Annotated in this window: 16 protein-coding genes and 1 pseudogene; 10 read left to right on the forward strand and 7 right to left on the reverse strand. The window is 27.5% G+C overall.

Annotated features, from left to right (window positions below; all coding sequences use genetic code 11):
- From GOY14_RS03300 to glyA, 5 genes are all read left to right on the forward strand, one after another.
- Nucleotides 1-279, forward strand: coding sequence for a hypothetical protein (locus GOY14_RS03300; RefSeq protein WP_180213942.1), 279 nt, complete (start codon nucleotides 1-3; stop codon nucleotides 277-279).
- Nucleotides 280-682: 403 nt separating this feature from the next.
- Nucleotides 683-1,735 carry a uroporphyrinogen decarboxylase gene (gene hemE / locus GOY14_RS00005; RefSeq protein ID WP_175809135.1) on the forward strand — a complete coding sequence of 351 codons (1,053 nt, stop codon included), beginning with the start codon at nucleotides 683-685 and terminating at the stop codon, nucleotides 1,733-1,735.
- Nucleotides 1,736-1,803: 68 nt separating this feature from the next.
- Entirely contained in the window at nucleotides 1,804-2,997 is a 1,194-nt protein-coding gene (locus GOY14_RS00010) for a pyridoxal phosphate-dependent aminotransferase (protein ID WP_175809137.1), read from the forward strand.
- 596 nt (nucleotides 2,998-3,593) lie between these two features.
- Nucleotides 3,594-4,808 carry an MFS transporter gene (locus GOY14_RS00015; protein WP_175809139.1) on the forward strand — a complete coding sequence of 405 codons (1,215 nt, stop codon included), beginning with the start codon at nucleotides 3,594-3,596 and terminating at the stop codon, nucleotides 4,806-4,808.
- 58 nt (nucleotides 4,809-4,866) lie between these two features.
- Nucleotides 4,867-6,144 (forward strand): serine hydroxymethyltransferase, encoded by a 1,278-nt coding sequence (gene glyA / locus GOY14_RS00020; RefSeq protein ID WP_175809140.1) that lies wholly within the window; start codon nucleotides 4,867-4,869, stop codon nucleotides 6,142-6,144.
- A 2,128-nt stretch (nucleotides 6,145-8,272) separates the two neighbouring features.
- On the opposite strand, the gene dusB is transcribed toward glyA, so the two are convergent.
- Together dusB and GOY14_RS00030 are read right to left on the reverse strand one after the other, a co-directional pair.
- Entirely contained in the window at nucleotides 8,273-9,223 is a 951-nt protein-coding gene (gene dusB, locus GOY14_RS00025; RefSeq protein WP_175809142.1) for a tRNA dihydrouridine synthase DusB, read from the reverse strand.
- An 18-nt stretch (nucleotides 9,224-9,241) separates the two neighbouring features.
- Nucleotides 9,242-10,552: a hypothetical protein gene (locus GOY14_RS00030; protein WP_175809144.1), complete on the reverse strand. Its 1,311-nt coding sequence runs from the start codon at nucleotides 10,550-10,552 to the stop codon at nucleotides 9,242-9,244.
- A gap of 161 nt (nucleotides 10,553-10,713) precedes the next feature.
- Between GOY14_RS00030 and serS the strand changes: the two genes are divergently transcribed.
- The 3 genes from serS to guaA all read left to right on the forward strand — a co-directional run bounded on the left by serS (nucleotide 10,714) and on the right by guaA (nucleotide 15,579).
- Entirely contained in the window at nucleotides 10,714-11,991 is a 1,278-nt protein-coding gene (gene serS / locus GOY14_RS00035) for a serine--tRNA ligase (protein ID WP_175809146.1), read from the forward strand.
- 36 nt (nucleotides 11,992-12,027) lie between these two features.
- Nucleotides 12,028-13,299: a phosphoribosylamine--glycine ligase gene (purD, locus tag GOY14_RS00040; RefSeq protein ID WP_175809148.1), complete on the forward strand. Its 1,272-nt coding sequence runs from the start codon at nucleotides 12,028-12,030 to the stop codon at nucleotides 13,297-13,299.
- A 720-nt stretch (nucleotides 13,300-14,019) separates the two neighbouring features.
- Nucleotides 14,020-15,579 (forward strand): glutamine-hydrolyzing GMP synthase, encoded by a 1,560-nt coding sequence (gene guaA, locus GOY14_RS00045; protein ID WP_175809149.1) that lies wholly within the window; start codon nucleotides 14,020-14,022, stop codon nucleotides 15,577-15,579.
- 1 nt (nucleotide 15,580) lies between these two features.
- On the opposite strand, the pseudogene GOY14_RS00050 reads toward guaA, so the two are convergent.
- Nucleotides 15,581-16,295, reverse strand: a pseudogene (locus GOY14_RS00050) (TerC family protein).
- Nucleotides 16,296-16,554: 259 nt separating this feature from the next.
- Between GOY14_RS00050 and GOY14_RS00055 the strand changes: the two are divergent.
- Both GOY14_RS00055 and purN read left to right on the forward strand, forming a co-directional pair.
- Nucleotides 16,555-17,097, forward strand: a complete 543-nt coding sequence (locus GOY14_RS00055; RefSeq protein WP_175809151.1) for a Na+/H+ antiporter subunit E — start codon at nucleotides 16,555-16,557, stop codon at nucleotides 17,095-17,097.
- A gap of 469 nt (nucleotides 17,098-17,566) precedes the next feature.
- Nucleotides 17,567-18,139: a phosphoribosylglycinamide formyltransferase gene (purN, locus tag GOY14_RS00060; protein WP_175809153.1), complete on the forward strand. Its 573-nt coding sequence runs from the start codon at nucleotides 17,567-17,569 to the stop codon at nucleotides 18,137-18,139.
- Here purN and GOY14_RS00065 read toward each other — a convergent pair.
- Genes GOY14_RS00065 through ribF form a run of 4 tightly spaced genes read right to left on the reverse strand, consistent with a single transcriptional unit; the run spans nucleotide 18,136 to nucleotide 22,217 of the window.
- The gene (locus tag GOY14_RS00065; RefSeq protein ID WP_175809155.1) at nucleotides 18,136-19,446 is read right to left on the reverse strand and encodes a M16 family metallopeptidase; all 1,311 of its coding nucleotides are present in this window, start codon (nucleotides 19,444-19,446) and stop codon (nucleotides 18,136-18,138) included. The genes purN and GOY14_RS00065 overlap by 4 nt on opposite strands.
- Nucleotides 19,433-20,770 carry a M16 family metallopeptidase gene (locus GOY14_RS00070; protein ID WP_175809156.1) on the reverse strand — a complete coding sequence of 446 codons (1,338 nt, stop codon included), beginning with the start codon at nucleotides 20,768-20,770 and terminating at the stop codon, nucleotides 19,433-19,435. Before GOY14_RS00070 ends, GOY14_RS00065 begins: the two co-directional genes overlap by 14 nt.
- A 38-nt stretch (nucleotides 20,771-20,808) precedes the next feature.
- Nucleotides 20,809-21,288, reverse strand: coding sequence for a signal peptidase II (lspA, locus tag GOY14_RS00075; protein WP_175809158.1), 480 nt, complete (start codon nucleotides 21,286-21,288; stop codon nucleotides 20,809-20,811).
- A complete protein-coding gene (ribF, locus tag GOY14_RS00080) occupies nucleotides 21,285-22,217 on the reverse strand; it encodes a riboflavin biosynthesis protein RibF (RefSeq protein WP_175809160.1) in 933 nt (310 codons plus the stop codon). Before ribF ends, lspA begins: the two co-directional genes overlap by 4 nt.
- Nucleotides 22,218-22,280: the final 63 nt, after the last annotated feature.

The following is a 22,280-nucleotide window of genomic DNA, read 5'->3' on the forward strand; positions in this document are numbered from 1 at the left end:
ATGGCACTGACTATAACAAATGTAATAGCAGAGGTTGAATTAGTTTCTGTTTTATTAAGCCAAATAGAAGATAAAACATTATTAACCATAAGAATTTTAAATAAGCAAAAGCTAATGAGTAAATCTTTAGCAAATAAATTAACAAAAAAAGATAATATTAATTTAAATATAAAAAATGTTAATGTTTATATGACCTCTTTACTATTAGAGCATTATAATACCAAAATAAAATATTCTTATAAAAACAATTTGCTAAAAATAGATTTAGTAATAAGCTAAAAATAGCTTATTACTTTAAAAAATACTTTATTAAATAATGAAAAATTAATAGAAATAAAAACTTTTTAACTACTTAACAAGTATGTTAATAATATTAAATCAACTTGTGAATTATATGTGAATATCAAGATACTAACAATTTTTTAACAGCTTTTTCACTAGCATATACACGATTATATAACAGATAAAAATAAAGTCTCTCAAAAAAAATATTAGCAACTCGAACACTATACTTGATACACATAAATTACATTATCTAAAAGCTTTATAATATATTTTAAAGTTAGCAAAAAAATTATCCATCAATTTTAAATAAACAAAAAAAGCTTTACTAAATTTTAAGTTAATAACATTTTATTAAGCAGTTTATTATTATATATTATATATATAAGAAAAATAAATTATGAGAAAAATAAATAACTCTTCTACCATATCAGAAAATAATAAAGCAATAATAGCGAAAATTATTAGAGATGGTAAACGGAAAGAAAAGATACCCATCTGGCTAATGCGTCAAGCTGGTAGATCACTTCCTGAATACTATGAAGCAACAAAAGGCATAAGTAATTTCATGGAAATATGTTATAATACAGATCTGATTGTAGAATTAACATTACAGCCAATAGCAAGATTCGATATGGATGCAGCTATAATTTTTTCAGACATTTTGATAATGGCTGACATTTTAGGTTATAATGTGAACTTCATACGAGGAAGAGGTCCAGTAGTAAGGCCTATAGTGGAAAGGTCTAAAGAATTAAATCGCTTACAAAAAATCGAGATCAAGATCTTGCCAATTTTGAATGCTATAAGAAAAATAAGAAATAGATTATCAGAAAAAAAATCTCTTATAGGATTTGCTGGTGGACCATGGACAGTAGCTTCGTATATCATAAAAGGCAAAGTTAACAAAGCTTTTTCTACTAATATATTAGACTTTTGTCCTTTAAAATTGGAAAAAATAATTGAAAGAATAACGGAAACAACGATTATTTATTTAATTAAGCAAATAGAATATGGAGTAGATATTATTCAGCTGTTTGATAGTAATGCTGGTATTCTTTCGTGGGAATTGTTTAAAAAATATGTTGTTGAGCCAACAAAAAGAATTGTTTTAGCAATAAATAATAAATTTCCTGGTTTTCCAGTAATAGGTTTTCCAAAATCAGCAGGAAAATTTTATAAAGATTATTGTGAACAAACGGATATATCTGCAATAAGTATAGATTATGATATTTCAATCGAATGGGCAAAGGTAAATTTAGGGATTCCTCTTCAAGGAAATCTTAATCCTAATCTCTTAGCTTATGATAAAGAAGAAGCAATTAAAGAAGCAAAACGTATAATGGACTGTTTTAAAGATTTACCTTTTATATTTAATCTTGGACATGGAGTGCTTCCTAATACTCCGATTGAAAATATTGCTGCGTTAGTAGATCTAGTGAAAAATTATTGATATAATAATAAAACTTCTAGCTTTTTTACTAGACAATATTTATTATCTAAATTTAATTTCATAAGATTATGTTAAAACTTGCAAAAAGAATGTCTTTGATAAAATTATCACCTACGATTGCTATAAATGATAAAGTAAATAGGTTAAAAAGTGGAGGAAAAAAAATTTGTACTTTAACTGTAGGAGAACCAGATTTTGATACCCCAGATCATATAAAAAGGGTAGCTATTCAAGCGATAAATGATGGAAAAACTAAGTATACTGCTGTTGATGGAACATATGAGCTTAAAGAAGCGATAATTAATAAATTAAAAAGAGATAATAATCTTGAATATATGCCTAATCAGATTTGTGTTGGTGCCGGTGCTAAGCAAGTGTTATTTAACTTATTTATGGCAACGATTAATCCTGGAGATGAAGCTATAATTCCAGCTCCTTGTTGGGTATCATATATTGATATGATAAGTTTCTTTGGCGGTTTGCCAGTTGTGATAAAGTGTAATAGAAATTTTAGGCTAACGACAAAATTGCTAATGACCAAGATAACTGAAAAGACCAAGTGGTTGATCATTAACTCACCAAATAATCCAGCTGGAATTGTTTATTCATATGATGAACTGAAAGAAATAGCACAGTTATTGCTTAAATACCCGCATGTAAATGTTATTACTGATGATATTTATGAGCATATAATATATGATGAGAAGTTTTTTACTATTGCTCAAGTTGAGCCAAAGCTCTATGACAGGGTTTTTGTAGTTAATGGGGTGTCAAAAGCTTATGCTATGACAGGTTGGAGAATAGGTTATGTTGCAGGAAGAAGTGATATAATAAAAGCTATTTCTATACTGCAGTCTCAGAGTACTTCAAATCCAAATTCAATAGCACAAGCAGCAGCAGTTGAAGCATTGAATGGTGATCATAGTTTTTTGAAGGAGAGGGTTAAAATTTTTAAGAGTCGTAGAGATTTTGTAATTAGAAAGTTAAGTTCTATTCCAGGATTATCAGTATATGTTTCGCAAGGTGCATTTTATTTATTTATCTCATGTGAAAATTTGCTAAGTAAAAGTACAAAAAGCGGTAAGATAATAAATAATGATCTTGATTTTGCTGAGTATTTGTTAGAAGATTATTTAGTTGCTGTAATTCCAGGGATTGCATTTAGCCTTGAAAATTTTGTTAGGGTTTCTTATGCAATTTCTCAAGAGCAGCTAGAAATTGGGTGCAATAGTATTGCAAAAGCATGTGAAATGTTAAATTAATTTAATATTTTTATACTTATAAAGCTTTTAATTTGTATTATTGGTATAAAATATTTATTTATATTCTTAATTTATATGATAAATATTTACTTTATTATGTTTTGTTATTTAATTTTATGATGTGTTTTTATTGATGTCACGTTTAATTATCTTTAGCTTTAATAAAATATTTTGTGAAAAAAATAATAATTATATTGATTGTAGTGTTTGTAAGATAACTATTGATGAGGGTTGTGTTATTTAGAATATTTTTCTTTAATAGAATGAACACATAAATAATTAATGAGTTTTATGAAAAAATAAAACCTCAGAATGTAAGAATAGATTTGAGATGAATATATAATATTGTATGTATTACCTACTGTAATTTTAATATAATGCTTTATCTATAAAATAGTTTTAAATATACTATAATAATTAGTAATAAAGCTCAAAGTTTTTAAAGGTATATTTCTTGTGTTATTTTTAAGTATAATTAGTATTATGGTAGTTGTTAATTTTATTTTGTTCACTTTTAGTGAAGTGAAAAGAGAATATTATGAAAGTAGTACTTTTATAGCTAAAATGCTTTAAATTTTGAATTTGAGGTAAATTTTATGCTACAAAAAGAAATTTTGGTATGGGTGTTAGTATCATTATTTTATGCATATCAATATATATTGCGCGTAATTCCTAATATAATTGCACCTGGATTGATATCAAGATTTAATATAAGTATAACAGATATTGGTCAGTTTAGCGGGTTATATTATGTAGGATATACATTAGCTCATATACCTGTTGGTCTTATTTTGGACAGATCTGGATTAAAGCTTATTTTACCTATATGTACTATTTTGACATTTATAGGAACATTACCACTTGTATGTTTTGATGAGTGGTATTTTTCAATACTTGGTAGAATAATTGTTGGAGTTGGATCATCTGCTTCAGCAATTGGGATCTTTAAAGTTGCAAGCATGTATTTTTCTCGAGAAAAATCAGCGAAAATGGCTAGTTTATCTATAGTAATAGGGTTACTGGGAGCTGTTTATGGGGGATTGCCTTTAGATTTCTTACTTAATAAGTTTGGTTGGAACTATGTTATATATTTTTTTTCAGCATTTGGTTGTTTACTTGCCTTTTTGTTATTTGTTACAATACCGAGTAATGGTGCATTGAAAGATGCAAATAGTAATAATATATTGCAAGATCTAAAAGCTGTAATTTGTAATAAGTATATTATTTTGATTAGCTTTTTTGGTGGCTTAATGATTGGTCCATTAGAAGGTTTTGCTGATGGTTGGGCAAAAGCATTTTTATGCGAAGTATATGAGATGAAAGGAGATTTAGCATCTTCTCTTTCTTCTTTTGTGTTTGTAGGTTTTGGAATTGGAACACTTTTTTTAGCTTTTTTGTTGGAAAAATATCCTGATAAACATTATGAAATAGTTATTACATGTTCTCTTGCAATGATTGTTAGTTTCCTTTTGCTTTTTACACAGGCTAGTAGTTTATATGTTGTGCTTCCTGCACTCTTTGTTATTGGCTTTGCATCTGGGTATCAGGTAATTACTATTTACAAAGCTATAAGCTATGTAACCACTGACTTAGTGGGATTAGCTACGGCTTTTTCAAATATGATAATTATGGTTTTTGGTTACTTTTTTCATGTTTTAATTGCGAAAATAGTCAGTTTTTATTGGACTGGAACAACAATAGAAGGTAATCCTATTTATGGTTCTGGGCTTTTGATAAAGGCCATGTCAATTATTCCTGTATGTTTACTTTTTGCTGTTTTTGGGTTTATTTGGTTAAGGAAAAGATCCTAAGGTTTTATTTGTAATCTGAGTGTATTTAGTTTTATTAAATTGAATAAAGTTTTAAAATATGACTAATATTTCAGGGAGAGTTTGTAGCTTTAAGAGTGATTTAAAATTTTTTGACAATAAAGTTTATCAATCTATAGAGAGGGAATTGCTGCGTCAAAGATCACAGCTACAACTAATTGCATCGGAAAATTTTGTAAGTAAAGCAGTAATGGAAGCACAAGGTTCTTTTCTAACTAATAAATATGCAGAAGGTTATCCAGGAAAGCGATATTACTGTGGTTGTAAATATGTGGATGAAGTTGAAAATCTTGCTATAAAAAGACTTTGTAAGCTATTTAATGTTAGATTTGCGAATGTTCAGCCTCATTCTGGTTCTCAAGCAAATCAAGCAGTATTTGCTTCATTACTTGTTCCAGGTGATGTAATACTTGGTTTATCATTGAGTTGTGGTGGACATTTGACACATGGTGCAACACCTAATTTTTCTGGTAAATGGTTTAAATCAATTCAATATACGGTTAATCAAAGTACTTATTTGTTAGACATGGATGAAGTGGAAAAGCTGGCATTATATTATAGGCCAAAATTGATCATAGCTGGTGCTTCTGCTTATCCAAGAAAAATAGATTTTAAGCGTTTTCGTGAAATTGCAGATAAAATTGGTGCGTATTTGCTTGCAGATATTGCTCACTATGCTGGACTTATAGCAGCTGGTGAGTATCCATCTCCTGTTAAGTATGCACATGTTGTAACTTCTACAACTCATAAAACTTTACGTGGTCCTCGTGGCGGGGTCATAATGACAAATGATGAAGTACTACATAAAAAAATTCAGTCTTCAGTTTTTCCAGGATTGCAAGGTGGACCACTTATGCATGTGATAGCTGCGAAGGCAGTTGCATTTAAAGAAGCATTAGCACCAGAGTTTAAAACTTATAGTAAGGAGGTTGTTAAGAATGCTAAAGTTCTGGCTCAAACTTTGCAAGCATATGGGCTAAATATTGTAACTGGTGATACCGATTCTCATATAGTGTTGGTTGATTTAAGACCTCAAAAATTAACTGGACAAGGTGTCGTAGATAGTCTTGAGAGGGCTAATATTATCTGCAATAAGAATTCTATACCATTTGATAGAGAAAAACCGACTGTTACTTCAGGGCTACGTTTTGGTACTGCCGCTGAGACAACACGTGGTCTTAAGGCAAAGAATTTTGAAGAAATAGCTAACTTAATAAGTAAAATAATCCATGGGTTAATCAATGGGGATAGCTCGAATATTGAAAAAGCAGTGAAAAATAAAGTTGGAAAAATTTGTAATAATTTTACTATTTATTAATTATGATAGTGTATGGTTGTATTGTTTAATGTTAAGGTAACTATAGTGTATTATACTTATAGGTGATTTAAATCAATATAAATAATATCATATCCAGTATATAATGCTGTGAGTTTACTAATGAGGGTTACTTATTCTGATTTAGTTGTAAATTAAATTTTAAAAATTATGTTCTTTATTATAGAAAGAAGTAGATTATTATTAATTAAAACTTTAAGCATGATTACAACATTGTTTCTTTATATAGAACATAATTTTGATTATTGAAATATTAACTTTAATTTTAACTTAATTTTAAAATGTTATTTGTTAGGTGTTTTTTACTATAGCTGTTTTACTAAGTGCTTATAAGATTTTTTTTAGTGGCGGCTTATAGTATTATTGATGTTTTTTTATATCTAAATTTTTAAAGAAAATTGTCTACTTATACTATTAATAGTTAGGTATTTATATCTGTACTTCATAAAGGCTTTTTACTACTTTTTTTTTTGTGATGTAACTTATGAATTTTATTGTTTTTTTTGTTTTTATGTTAGATATTGTTTGTTACTTGTACTGTTTTTAGGAATATAATTTTAGTCTTATTTGAATTTGTTGTATTAATTATTTTTTTATATTTTGAAGTGAATACTACTATAATACTCTCTTAATATAAAAGCAAAAATATAAAAAAAAAGTTTAATTTTATAAGTTATGTTTTATATAAATTTTATGGAGCTTCTTATTTTAGAGTTTCTCTCTGTATTTAAGATGGAGAGATAGTGTTATAAACTGCTTTAATTTTAAATTAAGATAACTTTTCTAAGTTAGAAAATGCGAAAAGCTGTGATATTTACTTTTTATTTATAAAGTAATGCGTATTTAATGTTATATTTATTGTTTCTAGTTTTAACTTTGATTTATAAGTTATTTAACTAGTTAATTGTGGATTGATCACTTTAAAATTTAGAAAGGAAAGTTATTCTAATTTCAAGTTAGTTCTTGTTTATCTATTTTTTTTACAGTGTGTTTTTGGAAGAAAATTAAGTTATTATGATGCTAAAGTTAGCAGTTTTAAAGATAAATAGTTCAAGGATATAACCTGTAATTATATTATGATTTAAATTTTATGTATAACAAATCTTTTTCTACATAAGGCTGTTGCTTTATAGTGATGAGAGTCTTTACTATTTATTTGATAATATGATAAAGACAATATAGTTGATGATAGAAAACTTGAATTAAATTAGGTGAATTTTTAAAAGCTAGGTTATTTAGAAAAAAATATGAAAAGTTAAATGTGATTTTTCTGTTAAGCTTAGTGAAAAAGTGGGAAATATAGGCTAAAGTAGCTTTTTATGTATAGTAATTAACAGTCAACTAGAAGATTATTTAAACCTTAAGAAATTATTATTCAACTTGCATTGATAGGTTAATATAGATATAATTAACGGTATAATGTAGGGAGGATGTGTTATTAGTAGTATTATTGAAAATAATTAATGTAGTAATTTTAATTATGTTTTTATAATAATTCTATTTTTAAAAAAAGTAAAGTAAATTAAGATGAAATTGGTTATGTACTTAGACTAATTTACTAAATTAAAGAGAGTAAGGATATCTATCTTGTGGTGGCATCAGTAATTAATTGGCTACTAGTATGGCTAGTTTTTTTAGTAAAATTTTGTATAATAAATTTATTTTCTAGTTTTAGTTTTAAGCAATAAGAGTTTGTACTCAAGATAAAATTGTTAAATATATATTAAAGGTAAGGTTTAAGAATAGCTTATTCAAAAGTAGATTTGTAAGGGAGCATATTATACTTAATTTATTGTACATTGGTTATAGAATTTAGTAAAAATATTTATTTGTTTATTTATCTACTTTTAGTATGCAACTATTTACAATGAGTATTTTGTGTTTTGTTAGTTTTATTTTATATTTTCTACTTTTAAAGTTTTGTAAAGTGATGAATTTAAAAGCATGATATAATGCTAATTTATAATAAAATAACTGTTTGTCATAATTTTTACTACTTAGTGAGTTTTTAAATGTCAAGATGATTAAAAATATGTAATATTGTATAAAAGCATTAAAGTTACGATAGATGTAGAGTTTTATTCTTCTATTTATGTAGTTTAATAAATTTTTAACTAAAAAAATTTATTATATTTTCTTTTATTTCTATACTATCTACCATATTATTTATTTTCATGCGAAATTCGGCTGAGTTTTTTAATCTATTACTGTACCAGCATATGTGTTTTTTGGCTATTTTTATCCCTATCTCTTTTCCATAATATTCAAGAATACTATTATAGTGTTCAAGTATGATACTTAGTTTTTCTAAAGATGTTGGCTCAGAAACTTTTCTTCCATTCATAAAATTTATTGCTTGATTAATTAACCAAGGTTTACCATAAGCACCACGACCTATCATTATTCCATCTGCTTTTGATTCTTTAAGAGCTTTATGAATGTCACTTAAATTTGTAATATCACCATTTACTATGACTGGAATTTTTACTTGCTCTTTAACATTTTTGACAAATTTCCAATCTGCTTGGCCATTATAAAGTTGTGTTCTTGTTCTTCCATGAATAGTTATCATTTTTATACCTAAATCTTCTGCAATTTTTGCTAAACGTGGAGCATTACGGTTTTCATTATTCCATCCAGTACGCATTTTTAGTGTAACTGGCACATTAACTGCTTTAACTACGGCTTCAATTATTTCAGCAGCTTTTTTTTCATTGCGCATTAGTGCCGATCCTGCATAGGAGTTTACAACTTTTTTAACTGGGCAGCCAAAATTTATATCTATGATTTTCACGCCCATATCTCTATTTAATTTTGCAGCTTCTGCAATTATATCTGGTTCACACCCAGCAAGTTGCACGGCGGTCAATTCATCAACTTTTGCTTTTTTCATGCTCTGACGAGTTTTCATGATCATAGCTTTGCTTGCAATCATTTCTGAAACGAGTAAACTTGCACCAAGTTTTTTTACAATACTTCTAAATGGATAATCAGTTACTCCAGACATTGGTGCTAAAATAACTGGAGAAGTAATTGTTAAATTTCCTATTTGAAGGGACATAAGATTTTTTTTTTATAGTTACATAATGCTACACCAATGTATTCTTTCCTTTTTTGAGGGAGAGGAGGACAGTATTTGTCTTTCTGGTAAAAGTTCACATAATAGTCCATTTTTAAAATCTTTTTTCCATTGTTCATCTTTCATAAGTACTTTTGTAAACTCTCTTCTTTTTTTGTTTAAATTTATTTTATATTTTGATAATTCTTTGTCAATTTCATTAAATGATTTGCCTTCGCTGAGCTTTTGTGTAATTTTATGAGCATTTTCTAACGCAAATATTCCACAGTTACAGTCATCGTTTTGCTGTTGAATCAAGAAATTTTTTATATTATTGCTTTCTATTTTTAAAGCTACTTCTAGTGCACTTACTATATTGTCAGTGTTTATTGGAATGTTAACTAATTCATCCTTTTTATTTCGGCATATTTGAGCTGTTTTTTGGATATCTTTGCATATTTCTTTCTTTCCTAGTGCAGCATTTAGCTCACTAATTTGCTTATTAAGTGGGATGATTAACTCATTTTTGATTTTGTTTGCATTTTTTATATTATTATGTTGGTTACCAAAGTATTTTAATTTACCTTTAGAAGAATCGCAGTAATAGGCTTTAAATTGTTTGTTAACTAAATCATATGTAACGACTAACGTAGTCCAGTGATAGTTTCCTAAATTCATTATTGAAGTGAATATTGTGTTTTGTTTTTTTTGTTCTACTTTATTTTTATATTCTATTAATCTTTCGTTTAGAGTCTCGAGATTGCCAGGAATACAAAAAGATATATAGTTATCTGAACTTTCTGTATAGTTATATACGGCTCTTGCAATATGAGCAATATCATGTTGTTGTAGCCAGTAGGAGTAATTTTTTCTATTTGTTTGATGTGTAAGTGTTGGTAAATTTTCATAAAATTCTTTAGTATTTGAATTATTGTCTTTTGAAGTAGTAATACTTATGCTACTGCTATTTTGGTGGTTGGGTTTACTATCTAGTACAATATTATTATTGTCATTTGGAGTTTGTTTTAAGTTTTGATTTGTTTCTTTTTTATTAAGGAAGTCTTTAGTTAAAGTGTATAAAATTTTTACAGCTACTTTATATATTAGTGTAAAAACTAATCCTAGTATAATCCAGATTATGGGACGAAAGATTAATATAGTAAGTGGTGAAATTAGGGGAGAAGATTTTGTTATTAGTTTTAAATAACCAATAGAGATTGTAATTATTATATATGTATTAAAAGCATAAATAATAAGTTTTTTATTAGCTTTGAGCTTATTAAAATAACAGTTTTCTTTAAATTTATTGTATTTTTTTGTAATGTCTGACATTTAGTTTTATGACATTAATTAACTAAATTTAAATAAGTTTTCAAAGTAAAGTCAAATTTCTATTATCTTGGGTAATCTATTAGTAATATGAGCAATATATTGAATATTAAAGGTATTTGGAGTATATTAGTGAGCGTTATTAGTAATAGTGTAATGTAAATATGCATGATATAAGATATATTCGAAAAAAACCTTGGGAATTTGAGAAAGCAATGAAGATGAGAGGAGTTAAGGAGTTTTCTATAAGAGGGATATTAGAGATTGATTATAAGAAAAGGTTATTAACTACTAAGTTACAAGATTTGAATAGGCAGCTTAATCAAGTTACAGATGAAATAAGAAAGCTAAGAGTAGGTAATATTCCTTATGGAGAGCAGATAAAGTTATCGAAAAGTATTGCGAGTGAGATAGAAGAAATTAGCTTGATGGAGCAAATAGAAAAAGATAAGTTAATGAATATTTTGTCTAATTTACCTAATATTCCTGCACAAGATATACCAGTGGGTGAAGATGAAGGTTCTAACTTGGAGATAAGAAAATATGGAGAGAAAAGGAAATTTAATTTTACAGTAAAGTCTCATTATGAACTTGGGGAAGAATTAAATTTAATGGATTTTGAGCAGGCAACGAGAATTTCTAGATCAAGATTTACAGTGTTGAAAGGGCAGTTGGCAGGGCTTGCACGAGCATTAGTAAACTTTATGCTTGAGATGCATGTTAGTGAATTTGGTTATACTGAAGTGTATCATCCGATTTTGGTAAAAAATGAGGCGATGTATAATGTTGGTCAGTTGCCAAAGTTTTCTGATGATTCATATTTAACTACTGATGAATTAAGGTTGATTCCTACAGGTGAAGTTGTTTTGACAAATTTAGTTGCTGGTAAAATTTTAAAAGAAAAGGAACTACCAATTCGTTTTGTTGCATATTCAGAGTGCTTTCGTAAAGAAGCTGGCAATGCAGGTTGGGAAACTAGAGGTATGATAAGACAACATCAATTTGGTAAAGTAGAGTTAGTGAGTATTACAGCTGAAGACCAATCTAATGATGAACTTGAGCGTATAATAAATATTGCTGAAGAGATACTGAGAAGATTAGAATTACCATATAGAGTGGTATTACTGTGCAGTGGTGATATAGGGTTTGCTGTACAAAAAACTTATGATATAGAGATATGGTTACCTGGGCAGAATAAATACAGAGAAATATCTAGTTGTTCAAGTTGTGGTGCATTTCAGGCGAGAAGAATGAATACTAAGTATTTTTTAGAAACTAATAAAAAGATAAAAAAGTACGTTCATACTTTAAATGGTTCAGCTTTAGCTATAGGTAGAACGATTATTGCTATAATGGAAAATTATCAGAATTCTAATGGGTCAATTGCAATACCAAATGTGTTGCAAAAATATATGAGTGATGATACTGTTATAGGTAAGTAATGATTCTGAATATATAAAAACGAGAAATTTTAAAGAATGAAGGTTCTGGTTATTGGTTCTGGTGGGCGTGAGCATGCTTTGCTTTGGGCTCTTAAAAAATCTCCTCTTTTAACTGAGTTATATGTTACCCCTGGACGTCAAGCTATGAAGGATTTTGGAATTATTGCAAATATAAATATTAAAAATTTAATTGATGTTACACGATTTTGTAAAAGAGAAAATATAAAGTTAGTTGTCATTGGCCCAGAACAACCAATAATTGATGGGCTTGCTAGTAATTTAATTGCAGAAGGAATAAATGTTTTTGCCCCGAGTCAAGGTGCTGCAAAACTTGAAGCGTCAAAATCTTTTACCAAAGGATTGTGTAGACAATATAGTGTACCATCTCCTAGATATGAGTGTTTTGTTGATGAAGGTTTAGCTAAAAATTTTATACTTAGTAATAAAATAAAATTTCCACTTGTGATAAAAGCAAATGGAATTGCAGCAGGGAAAGGTGTAATAATCTGTAATACAGAAAATGAAGCTTTTGCAGCGATAGATTTAATGTTAGTGAAAAAAAAATTTGGTGAATCAGGTGAGGAGATAATTATAGAGGAATTTTTAGTTGGAGAAGAAGTAAGTTTTTTTGTTCTTGTTGATGGATTGAAAGTAGTAACTTTTGGATGTGCGAAGGATTATAAAAGGGTTGATGCGAATAATGATAGTAAGAATACTGGGGGTATGGGATCATACTCATCGCCTTCAATTGTAAGTAAAGGTATGGAAGAGAAAATTATTCAAAAAATAATATATCCAACAATTCAAGCACTTACTAATATGGGTACCCCTTATCGAGGAGTTCTTTTTGCTGGTTTAATGATTTGTAAAGATGATCCAAAACTTCTTGAATATAATGTTAGGTTTGGTGATCCAGAAGTACAATCTATTTTACCTAGGTTTGATAAAAACTGTGATTTATTAAAATTGATGTTATCAGTTGCAGAGGGAAAATTAAATGTTAAAGCAGTTAAACTAACTAGTAAATCCACAGTTTGTGTGGTCGTTGCAAGTAAAGGTTATCCAGATAATTATAAGACTGGAGAAATTATTAAAGGATTAGATAAAATTGAGAGTATTCCTGGTATATTAGTGTTTCATGCTGGTACTAAATTGGATAAAAGTGGTAATTGGATTTCTGATGGTGGGAGAGTATTAAATATAGTAGGAGAAGGAGATTCTTTGGAAGAAGCTAAAGGAAAAGTGTATTCAGCGTTAAATTTTCTTAGATGGCCAGGGGGATTTTTTAGGTATGATATTGGTAATTAGTATGATTGTATATAAAGTTTAAAATTTTCAGTACTTTTTATTATAAGTATGCTTGTTATACTGGTTATATTGCTTATGAAGTAATTAAGAAAATATGGGTTTATGAAAATTTAATTAGTTTTATTTAAGGTTAATAAGTTTTTTTAATGTTTAAGTGATGTTTTTTTTAGTAAAAAAAAAAGTGTATGGATATGAGTGAGAGAAATGTGAATAAATTAAAGATGGAGTGTAAAGTATATGGTGTATATGTAAGTCATATGCTGAATTAATGAATCTTTAATATTATCAGGAATAGTGAATATTGTAAATAATTCTGCTGGAATAGTTATATGAGTATATTGAAATATAAAATAAATAGTTATTAGTGTTTTATTAAGGGAATAATACTATTGAAGTTATTATCAAAAAGTGCAGAGCAAGGAATCTAAAATTCAAATTAGAAGGAAAAGAAAGCATAAGCAAAAAAGGAAGATAGAAAATAATTGATGTTAAGTTTATGGTAGTTTAAGTTTAGTTTTGGTGAGATTATAGAATGCTAGTGATTTTGGAGGATAGTAGATAAACTGAAGGGTTAATATAGTTAAACTGATTTTATGAATTCTGCTTGAAACTAATTAAACTAATTTGATTATATATTAGAACTTTTGAGGAAGCTTGGTTTATACTTATTTCATTGTTTTTATTATTAAATATTATTTTGAATAATATGGAGGAATATATTTGTCAGTAATTGCTATTATTGATTTTGGTTCACAATTTACACAGCTTATTGCAAAACAAGTTAGAAAAATGGGTGTTTATTGTGAGATATTTTCAAGTACCATTGATTTTAAAGTAGTTTTAAAAAAATATAATGGATTTATTTTTTCTGGAGGACCGCAATCTGTAAATGATTCTGATGTAAGTAGAATAGTGCATGAGATTATAAAATTTAATGAGGTAACAAATGTCCCTATACTTGGGATATGTTATGGACAACAGCTTGTTTGTCATTATTTTGGAGGAAAGATAAAAAGAAATTTTAAGCAAGAGTTTGGTAAGGTTAAGATTAAGATATTAAAGAAATCTCCCATAATAAAAGATACATGGGATATTAATTCTGAGGTAGATGTCTTGATGAATCATGTAGATAGTGTTGAAAGTATACCTCAAGAATTTACTGTTATTGCGTTAGGTGTGGTGAACCAAACAGTTGCAATAATTGTTAATGAACAACGTAAGATATATTGTACTCAGTTTCATCCTGAGGTTAAGCTTACGGCAAATGGTAATAAGTTGCTTTCTAATTTTTTAGATATTGCAAATTGTAAAAGAAACTGGACGGTAAAATCATTTATTGAAAAACAGAAGAGTAAAATAAAGGATTTGGTAAAGGAGAAAAAAGTAATTGCTGCAGTAAGTGGTGGAGTTGATTCAAGTGTTGCAGCAACGCTCATGTATAAAGCTATAGGAAAGCAATTGAATTGTATTTTTATTGATACTGGGTTGTTACGTAAGAGTCATATCATCACTATATTAAAAGAAATTCCAGTGAATTATGTTAATAGATCAAGCTTATTTTTAAGTAAGTTAAAAGGCATAATTGATCCAGAGGAAAAACGGAAAGTTATTGGTAGTACTTTTATTGAGGTATTTGAAGAAGAAGCAAAAAAAATTGGTGATGTAGATTTTTTAATGCAAGGTACTATTTATTCTGATATAGTTGAGTCTGGATATGCTTCAAGGCATGCTAGTTTAATTAAATCTCATCATAATGTTGGTGGATTACCAAAAAAAATGAATCTAAAGTTAGTTGAACCTTTACGTTATTTATTTAAGGATGAAGTTAGAATACTTGGAAAAGAAATTGGTCTATCAGATAAAATGATATTTCAACACCCATTTCCCGGACCAGGACTTGCGGTAAGGATTATAGGTGAAATTAATGAAGAAAAAGTACGAATATTACAAGATGTAGATGAAATATATATCAATACGATGAGAAGTCATAATTTATATGATCAAGTATGGCAAGCTTTTGCTGTATTACTACCAATAAGAACTGTAGGTGTTGTAGGAGATAGTCGTACATATGGATATGTTTGTGCTTTGAGAGCTGTGACATCTTCTGATAGTATGACAGCTGATGCATTTCCGTTTGAGGATAAAAGTCAATATTCATTAATGTTTTGGAGCTTTTTGCAGGATGTAAGTAGTATAATTGTTAATAAAGTTTCTGGAATTAATAGAGTTGTATATGACTTAACTTCTAAACCGCCAGCAACTATTGAGTGGGAATAATTTAGAATTGTTTTCTTTTTTTTGTATAACATATTTTTTTCTTTATGTGGTTTATATTTTCTATAAGGAATGTAAATATTAATGAAAAATACAAGTATCCTTTGGGTAATTTTATATGAAGTCCTTCAAGGATTAGATACATACCAGCGATTAGAATAAATAAAATGGCAATTATTTTTAGATTTGTGCTGTATTTAATTAACTGAGCAGTATAGTCTGATAAAGATATCATTACTAGTGTGGAAAGTATGTATGCTATGGCAATAGTGATCATGTTATTAGTTAATACTATAGCAGTCAATAAAGAATCAACTGAAAAAACTAAGTCTATTAATGTAATTTGTAACATGATTAAAAATGATTGTGTCTTGATATCTATTTTTTTTTAGATTGTTTGGATAAAAAAATATTGTTCCATAATTCTATAGCGCTTTTTATAACAAGAAATATTCCTCCTGCTATCATAAGTAAATCTTTTACTGAAATGTTTAGTGATAAAATATGGAATATAGTTTTTTGTATTGATAATATGTTTGATATAAAAGATAGTGTTACAAAACGCATTAATAATGTTAGTCCAAGCCAATAAGACGTATTTTTTCTTTTAGTACATTTGGTGTTTTGTCTAGAAATAAAGAGACAAAAATTAGATTATCTAGATTTAATATAATTTCAAATAATGTAAGTATTAGTAAAGTTTGAGTTTCAGTGAACATTTTTATTTCAGATTCAGATATTCTACTTTTTATACTAAATATATAAAAATTAAGTGACTTTACTTGGATGAGATAAGATTAATATAAATTAAGTTTCCTTAATGCTACGTAGCATTAATTGTTATGCATTTAATAAATATTAATTTATTTAAGAAATAGATTTGTTTTCTATAGCCTAAACTAATTTATTGAGGATATATATATATTTGTAAAATTCTATTATATTTTCTCTTAAGAAGTCATTGGTTATACTGTAGTCATGAATTTTAAGCAAGAAATTAAGTTTTTTTTTCTATTATTTCTAATTTTATTTTTTTTGTGGATTATATTTTCTGGTTATCTTAAGCCGTTTTTTATTTTTTGTGGAGTGTTTTCTTCTATGTTTACGTCATTTGTGTTTAAACAATTAGTAAATGCTGAAAGTGCTTTTATTCAGATCTTGAATAATGCTAGTAAGTTATCATTTTATAGGTTGCTAATAAATTATATACCTTGGTTAGTATATCAAATTATTTTATCAAGCATTTATGTGACAAGAAAAGTTTTACAGAGTAAACTTAAGCTTGAGCCGGTTGATATTTTTATAAAGGAATGTAAGGAACACATTGATGAAAGTATTACATTGTTTGCAAATTCAGTTACAATTACTCCTGGTACTTTAGTTATTGATGTTGTAAAGAAGAAACGGCAAACATATTTATTTACTGTGTGTTTGATAGATAAAAGTCTTAGGAGTAGCATTTTGAAGATAGAGAATAAAGTTCTAAAGGTACTGTATGAATCTGATGATTGCTTTAAATAGTTAGAGTATTTCTTATTGTATTTTTTTCTCACTGCTTTCAAATTTTCTTTGAAAAGAAAGATATTGCTTTAATAATCAAGTATAGAGATTATTGACAAATTTTCTGTTTTGATTGTTATTTTATTATTGAGTTTATTTAAAAATTATTTTATATGTTTTTGTGGTGGTAGTTTGATTTAAGGTAAATTTTTGCTTATAGTATTTGCTTTTTGTTGAAATACATTTAAATTTTAAGTTTCAAAGTTTATTATGGCTGTGGTAGAACACTTGCTATTTTATATAATAAATAGTTAATAGTTTTATATTTGAGAGCTTGTTTTTATGATTAATATATGATGTTTTATATTGTTCAACAGAGAATATAAAAACATAAAATGTATAAGTTTATTATATAAGGGTATTTATTAATATAATGTGTTTTATTAGAATGAGTGTTATTATATAGGTATAAATAATTAGCTATATTAAAATGAAAAAGGTAAGGCTCGGAGTACTGATTTCAGGTAGGGGAGCAAATATGCAAGCATTAATAAAAGCAGGTCAAGAAGATCATGATTTTCCTGCAAAAGTTGTATGTGTTATTGCAAATAATAGTAAGGCCGGTGGTTTTAAAATAGCAAAGCAAGTAGCAGGGATTTCAGCGTTTGTTGTTGATGATGAACCGCTTGATACCAATAGAATTCATGAAATATTTGTACAATATAAAGTTGACTTGATTTGCCTTGCAGGTTTTATGAGGATTTTAAAAATTGATTTTTTGAATAAATGGTATAATAAAGTTATCAATATTCATCCTTCTTTACTTCCATCTTTTAGAGGCTTAAATGCTCAAGAGCGGGCTCTAAAGGCTGGTGTCAAAATTACAGGTTGTACAGTACATTATGTTACCTCTAAAGTTGATGCTGGAGCTATTATTGCTCAAACTGCTGTGCCAGTATTACCAAATGATGATGTTCAAAGCCTTTCAGAACGAATTTTGATTGAAGAGCGTAAGTGTTATGTGGAAGCAGTTAAGTTAATAGCAAAAAATATTGATTATTAAGTACTTTTTCCAACTTTAACAAAAAATAAATTTTGGGGTTCTAGTAAAGAATTTGCTAATTTTTTTACTTCTTCTAATTTTACGTTATTAATGATGTTTTCATAATCATTTATATAATTAATATTATAATTATTTATTTGAATATTATCGAGCATTGCTACTGTATTTGTGTTATTGGATAGAAAAAAGATAAAATTATTTATTAAACTAGTTTTTGAATTTTTGAACAATTGTTTGTCAATTCCTTTCTTTTTTATTAGACTTAATGTATTCTTAATTGCTGATATAGCTTTATTAACAGTAGAGTTATCAGTACTTATAAATCCAGTTATAATATTTCCATGTTTATTGGAAACAATACTTACATTAGCATTGTAAGTAATACCTAAATTTTGCCTTAATTCTTTCATTATTACTGAATTTAATTTCATACCGCCAAGGGCGTTAATTAAGACGATGGCATTATAGTAGTTAGGATTTTCACGAGCTATTCCTTTTTGAGCAAAAAGTATTATACTTTGTGGTATATTCATAAAGATGCTCTTATTTTTTGCGGGACCGAAGTCATTTTTTACAGGTATTTTTTTAACTTTTGATCTTTTTGGTGATAGCTTAGATAAATATTTATCTAGTAATGCACTAATTTCTTTTTTTGTTGTACATCCAGCAACACTTATAACTATGTTATCTTTAGCAAAATTATGCTTTATATATGTTAAAACATCATTTCTGGTTATTCTCATTATAGAATCAAAAGTTCCATATTTACTTCTTGAGTAGGGATGGTTTTTAAACAAAAGTTTATTAAGCTGCTTAGTAGCAATGAAGTGAGGTTTTTTTTCGAGGTTATTAAAGTTGATTTTAGCTTTTTCAAAAATTCTATTTAGCCCTTCAGGATCAACTTTAGGACATGTTATAGCCTCGCTTAGTAGTGAGATTGCATCTTCTAAGTTTTCAGATAAAGTGTTTAATGAGACTTGAAATGTTTCTAAATTAGTGCTGAAGCTTAAATTTATCCCTTTATCTTTAAGTTTTTTTGCAAAAATTTTAGAATCATTTTTTCCTGCTCCTTCTTGAATTACAAGAGAGGTAAACCAAGTGATTCCTTGTTTTTCTGTATTCTCATACGCATAGCCTGAGTCTCTAAATGAGATATTTATTGAAACCTTTGGTAAATCACAATTTTTAACAAATAAAAACTTAAATCTTTTATTAGTACTGATTTCTTCTATATTTAGATATCCACTTGCTTGTGAGTAAAATCCTAAGTAAAAAAAAAGTAGAAGTATGAATTTACTTGTTTTCATTATAATCCTCTTTTGGTAGTAAACGACCAATTAATTTATTGGTATAAAAAATGGTACGGATTGTACTATTTATAGTATCCAAATCAATATCGTTAATTTTACTGTATGAGATATCTATTTCATCAAGCGGAATACCAAGTGCGAGATGTGATATATAAAATACTGCTATATTAGTTAAGTCAGATAATTTATCAAATTGTGCTGCTTTGTATTTTAACTTTGCATTTTGCAACTCTTCTTGTGTTATTCCTTTAGAGGTAAAGTTATTAATAGCAATATTTAGCTTTTTTTCAATAGTATCTAACTTTACTCCGCTTTTTGGAATTATTTCAATATCAATGTAACCATTACTAAAAACTAAACTATTATAATATGTATTTACTGAAACTGCGATATTTTTATTTAAAACTAGATCCTCGTATAGCTTACTAGACTTACCATTCCCTAAAATGTCAACTGCTAAGTTGACAGCGAAGATTTGATCTATATGTTTTAATAAAGGAACACAGTAGCGAAAATATAAAATAGGTTCTTTTACTTCAGTGCTTTTTAATGTTACTGACAAATCTGCATGATGTATTGGATCTTGATTTGGATAGTGTCTCATTATAGGTTTAGCTTTTATTTTACCATATTTTTCTTTTGCTAATTTTTTTACTTCATCAAATTTAATGTCACCAACTATTATTAGTATTGCATTGTTTGGATGATAATAATTGTTATGAAATCTTGTTATATCATCTTGATTGTAAGTTTTGATATCATTTTCCCATCCAATAACGGATCTTCCATAACCATTACGATAAAATGCATTGTTCATTTCTTCCCATAATAGATTAATAGGATTATTATCAAATCTCATTTTTCTTTCTTCTAATACAATTTTTTTTTCTTTGTCTATTTTATCTTGAGTGACATTAAAGTTATCCATTCTGTCTGCTTCAATTTCCATTATTAATGGTAAGTCTTTTTTGAGAACTAGTTCGTAGTAACATGTGTATTCTCTAGTAGTAAATGCATTGAATTCTGCTCCAATACTGCTCATGGTTGATTTTATATCTTTAAATTTTCCTGTAGTTTCAAACATTAGATGTTCAAAGTAGTGAGCTAATCCTGCTTTGCCGATTGGATCATCCATTCCACCAACTTTATATATTATTGTATGTAAAACAGCTGGAATTCGGTGATTAGGTATGACATAGATATCTAGTCCATTACTAAGTTTAGTATGTTTTATGTTATATTTTTCACTTGTGGCTTTTAAAGTACTTGAATAGGTGAAGAAAAATATAAATAGTAGAAAAATAAAAAATTTGTAAAGCATTTCTTTAATTTAATTAAGTCATATTTAAAGCTATAACTTTAATCTCTAATTTTGTTTAAGGTAGTAAGCTTATCATGTAAGTACCATTTATATAATAATGTACACATTCCACAAATTATATATATATCTGCCAAGTTAAAAGCTGGCCAATACCAATTATTAATATGAAGATATATAAAATCATATACAGCACCCCAATGAATTCTATCAGCTACATTTCCAATTGCTCCTCCAACCATTAAAGAGAGACTGAAATAAGTTAATTTGTCATTAGATTTGTATATTAAATATATAAGTATACTAATTATTAGTATTGAAAGTGTTGAAAAAAAAAGGTCACCATAAGGTAAAGTTCTAAACATTCCAAAACTAATTCCAGTATTCCATACTTCAACTAATTTTATAAAGCTCACAATTTCGATTGATTCTCTTTCATTAATCAATGAGTTTATATAAAATTTACTTATTTGATCAGCCAATATAATAATTGGTATAATAATTAAGCATAGTTTTTTCATAAATTTACTTTTAACTGGTAAGTTTTAAGTATATCACGATTTATTTGTTTTGTTAGCTCATTAATACTATGGAATTTTTTTTCTGGTCTGATAAATTTTAAAAGTTGTATATTAACCTTACGTTCATATGCATTTTCATTGAAGTCAAATATGTGCATTTCTACTATAGGCTTTTTTAAATCTTTAAATGTTGGTCTCATCCCAATATTAACTACTCCATATAACCAATTTGAGTTGGTATTAGAGAATGTTGCTTTAGCATAGTACGTACCAAACTTGGGTTTTATCATACAATCTTCTATTGTAATATTTATAGTTGGAAATCCTATTTTTCTACCTCTATATGCACCTTTTGTTACAATACCAGAAACTTGATAAGGCCTACCGAGCATCTTATTAGCAGTTTCTATTTCTCCTTTTTGTATGTATTTTCTGATTAAAGAAGAGGAGCATATTTTTCCATCAATCATCAATGGTTTTAGTTTATCTAAGGAATATCCGTATATTTCAAAGCATTTTTTTAAAATTAATGTATTACCTAATTGGTTGTAGCCAAAAGTGCAGTTTTCTCCAACAACTATGTGTTTTACACTATATTTAGCTATTAAAACCTTGCTAATAAAATCATCGAAGCTTATTTGAGCAAAGCTTTTATTGAAATTGATAACATATAAGTAATCTATATCGTAGTTACTGATTAGTTCTTTTTTGTATTCTTGATTTATAAGTCTAAAATTATTTTTGTTAGATAAAACAATTGATGGATGAGGTTCAAAGGTTAAAATTGCAGAGGATAATTTTTTTTTCTGAGCTGCTTTTTTTAAAGAAGAAATTGCAAATTCATGTCCTAAGTGCACTCCGTCAAAATTTCCGAAAGTCAGTGCTACATTACTTTTTACTTCTTGCTTATAGTCGTAAATAACTTTCATATAGCTTGAATTTAATAAATATTTTTTATATATAATAATATATTTTATAAACTACAGGATAAA

This window comes from Wolbachia endosymbiont of Dipetalonema caudispina (genome assembly GCF_013365495.1).
Taxonomy (GTDB): Bacteria; Pseudomonadota; Alphaproteobacteria; order Rickettsiales; family Anaplasmataceae; genus Wolbachia.

Excerpts from the sequence above, each read along its gene's own strand:
- GOY14_RS03300 (WP_180213942.1), top strand. The coding sequence starts at position 1 with ATGGCACTGACTATAACAAATGTAATAGCAGAGGTTGAATTAGTTTCT.
- hemE (WP_175809135.1), top strand. The coding sequence starts at position 683 with ATGAGAAAAATAAATAACTCTTCTACCATATCAGAAAATAATAAAGCA.
- GOY14_RS00010 (WP_175809137.1), top strand. The coding sequence starts at position 1,804 with ATGTTAAAACTTGCAAAAAGAATGTCTTTGATAAAATTATCACCTACG.
- GOY14_RS00015 (WP_175809139.1), top strand. The coding sequence starts at position 3,594 with ATGCTACAAAAAGAAATTTTGGTATGGGTGTTAGTATCATTATTTTAT.
- glyA (WP_175809140.1), top strand. The coding sequence starts at position 4,867 with ATGACTAATATTTCAGGGAGAGTTTGTAGCTTTAAGAGTGATTTAAAA.
- dusB (WP_175809142.1), bottom strand. The coding sequence starts at position 9,223 with ATGTCCCTTCAAATAGGAAATTTAACAATTACTTCTCCAGTTATTTTA.
- GOY14_RS00030 (WP_175809144.1), bottom strand. The coding sequence starts at position 10,552 with ATGTCAGACATTACAAAAAAATACAATAAATTTAAAGAAAACTGTTAT.
- serS (WP_175809146.1), top strand. The coding sequence starts at position 10,714 with ATGCATGATATAAGATATATTCGAAAAAAACCTTGGGAATTTGAGAAA.
- purD (WP_175809148.1), top strand. The coding sequence starts at position 12,028 with ATGAAGGTTCTGGTTATTGGTTCTGGTGGGCGTGAGCATGCTTTGCTT.
- GOY14_RS00055 (WP_175809151.1), top strand. The coding sequence starts at position 16,555 with ATGAATTTTAAGCAAGAAATTAAGTTTTTTTTTCTATTATTTCTAATT.
- purN (WP_175809153.1), top strand. The coding sequence starts at position 17,567 with ATGAAAAAGGTAAGGCTCGGAGTACTGATTTCAGGTAGGGGAGCAAAT.
- GOY14_RS00065 (WP_175809155.1), bottom strand. The coding sequence starts at position 19,446 with ATGAAAACAAGTAAATTCATACTTCTACTTTTTTTTTACTTAGGATTT.
- GOY14_RS00070 (WP_175809156.1), bottom strand. The coding sequence starts at position 20,770 with ATGCTTTACAAATTTTTTATTTTTCTACTATTTATATTTTTCTTCACC.
- lspA (WP_175809158.1), bottom strand. The coding sequence starts at position 21,288 with ATGAAAAAACTATGCTTAATTATTATACCAATTATTATATTGGCTGAT.
- ribF (WP_175809160.1), bottom strand. The coding sequence starts at position 22,217 with ATGAAAGTTATTTACGACTATAAGCAAGAAGTAAAAAGTAATGTAGCA.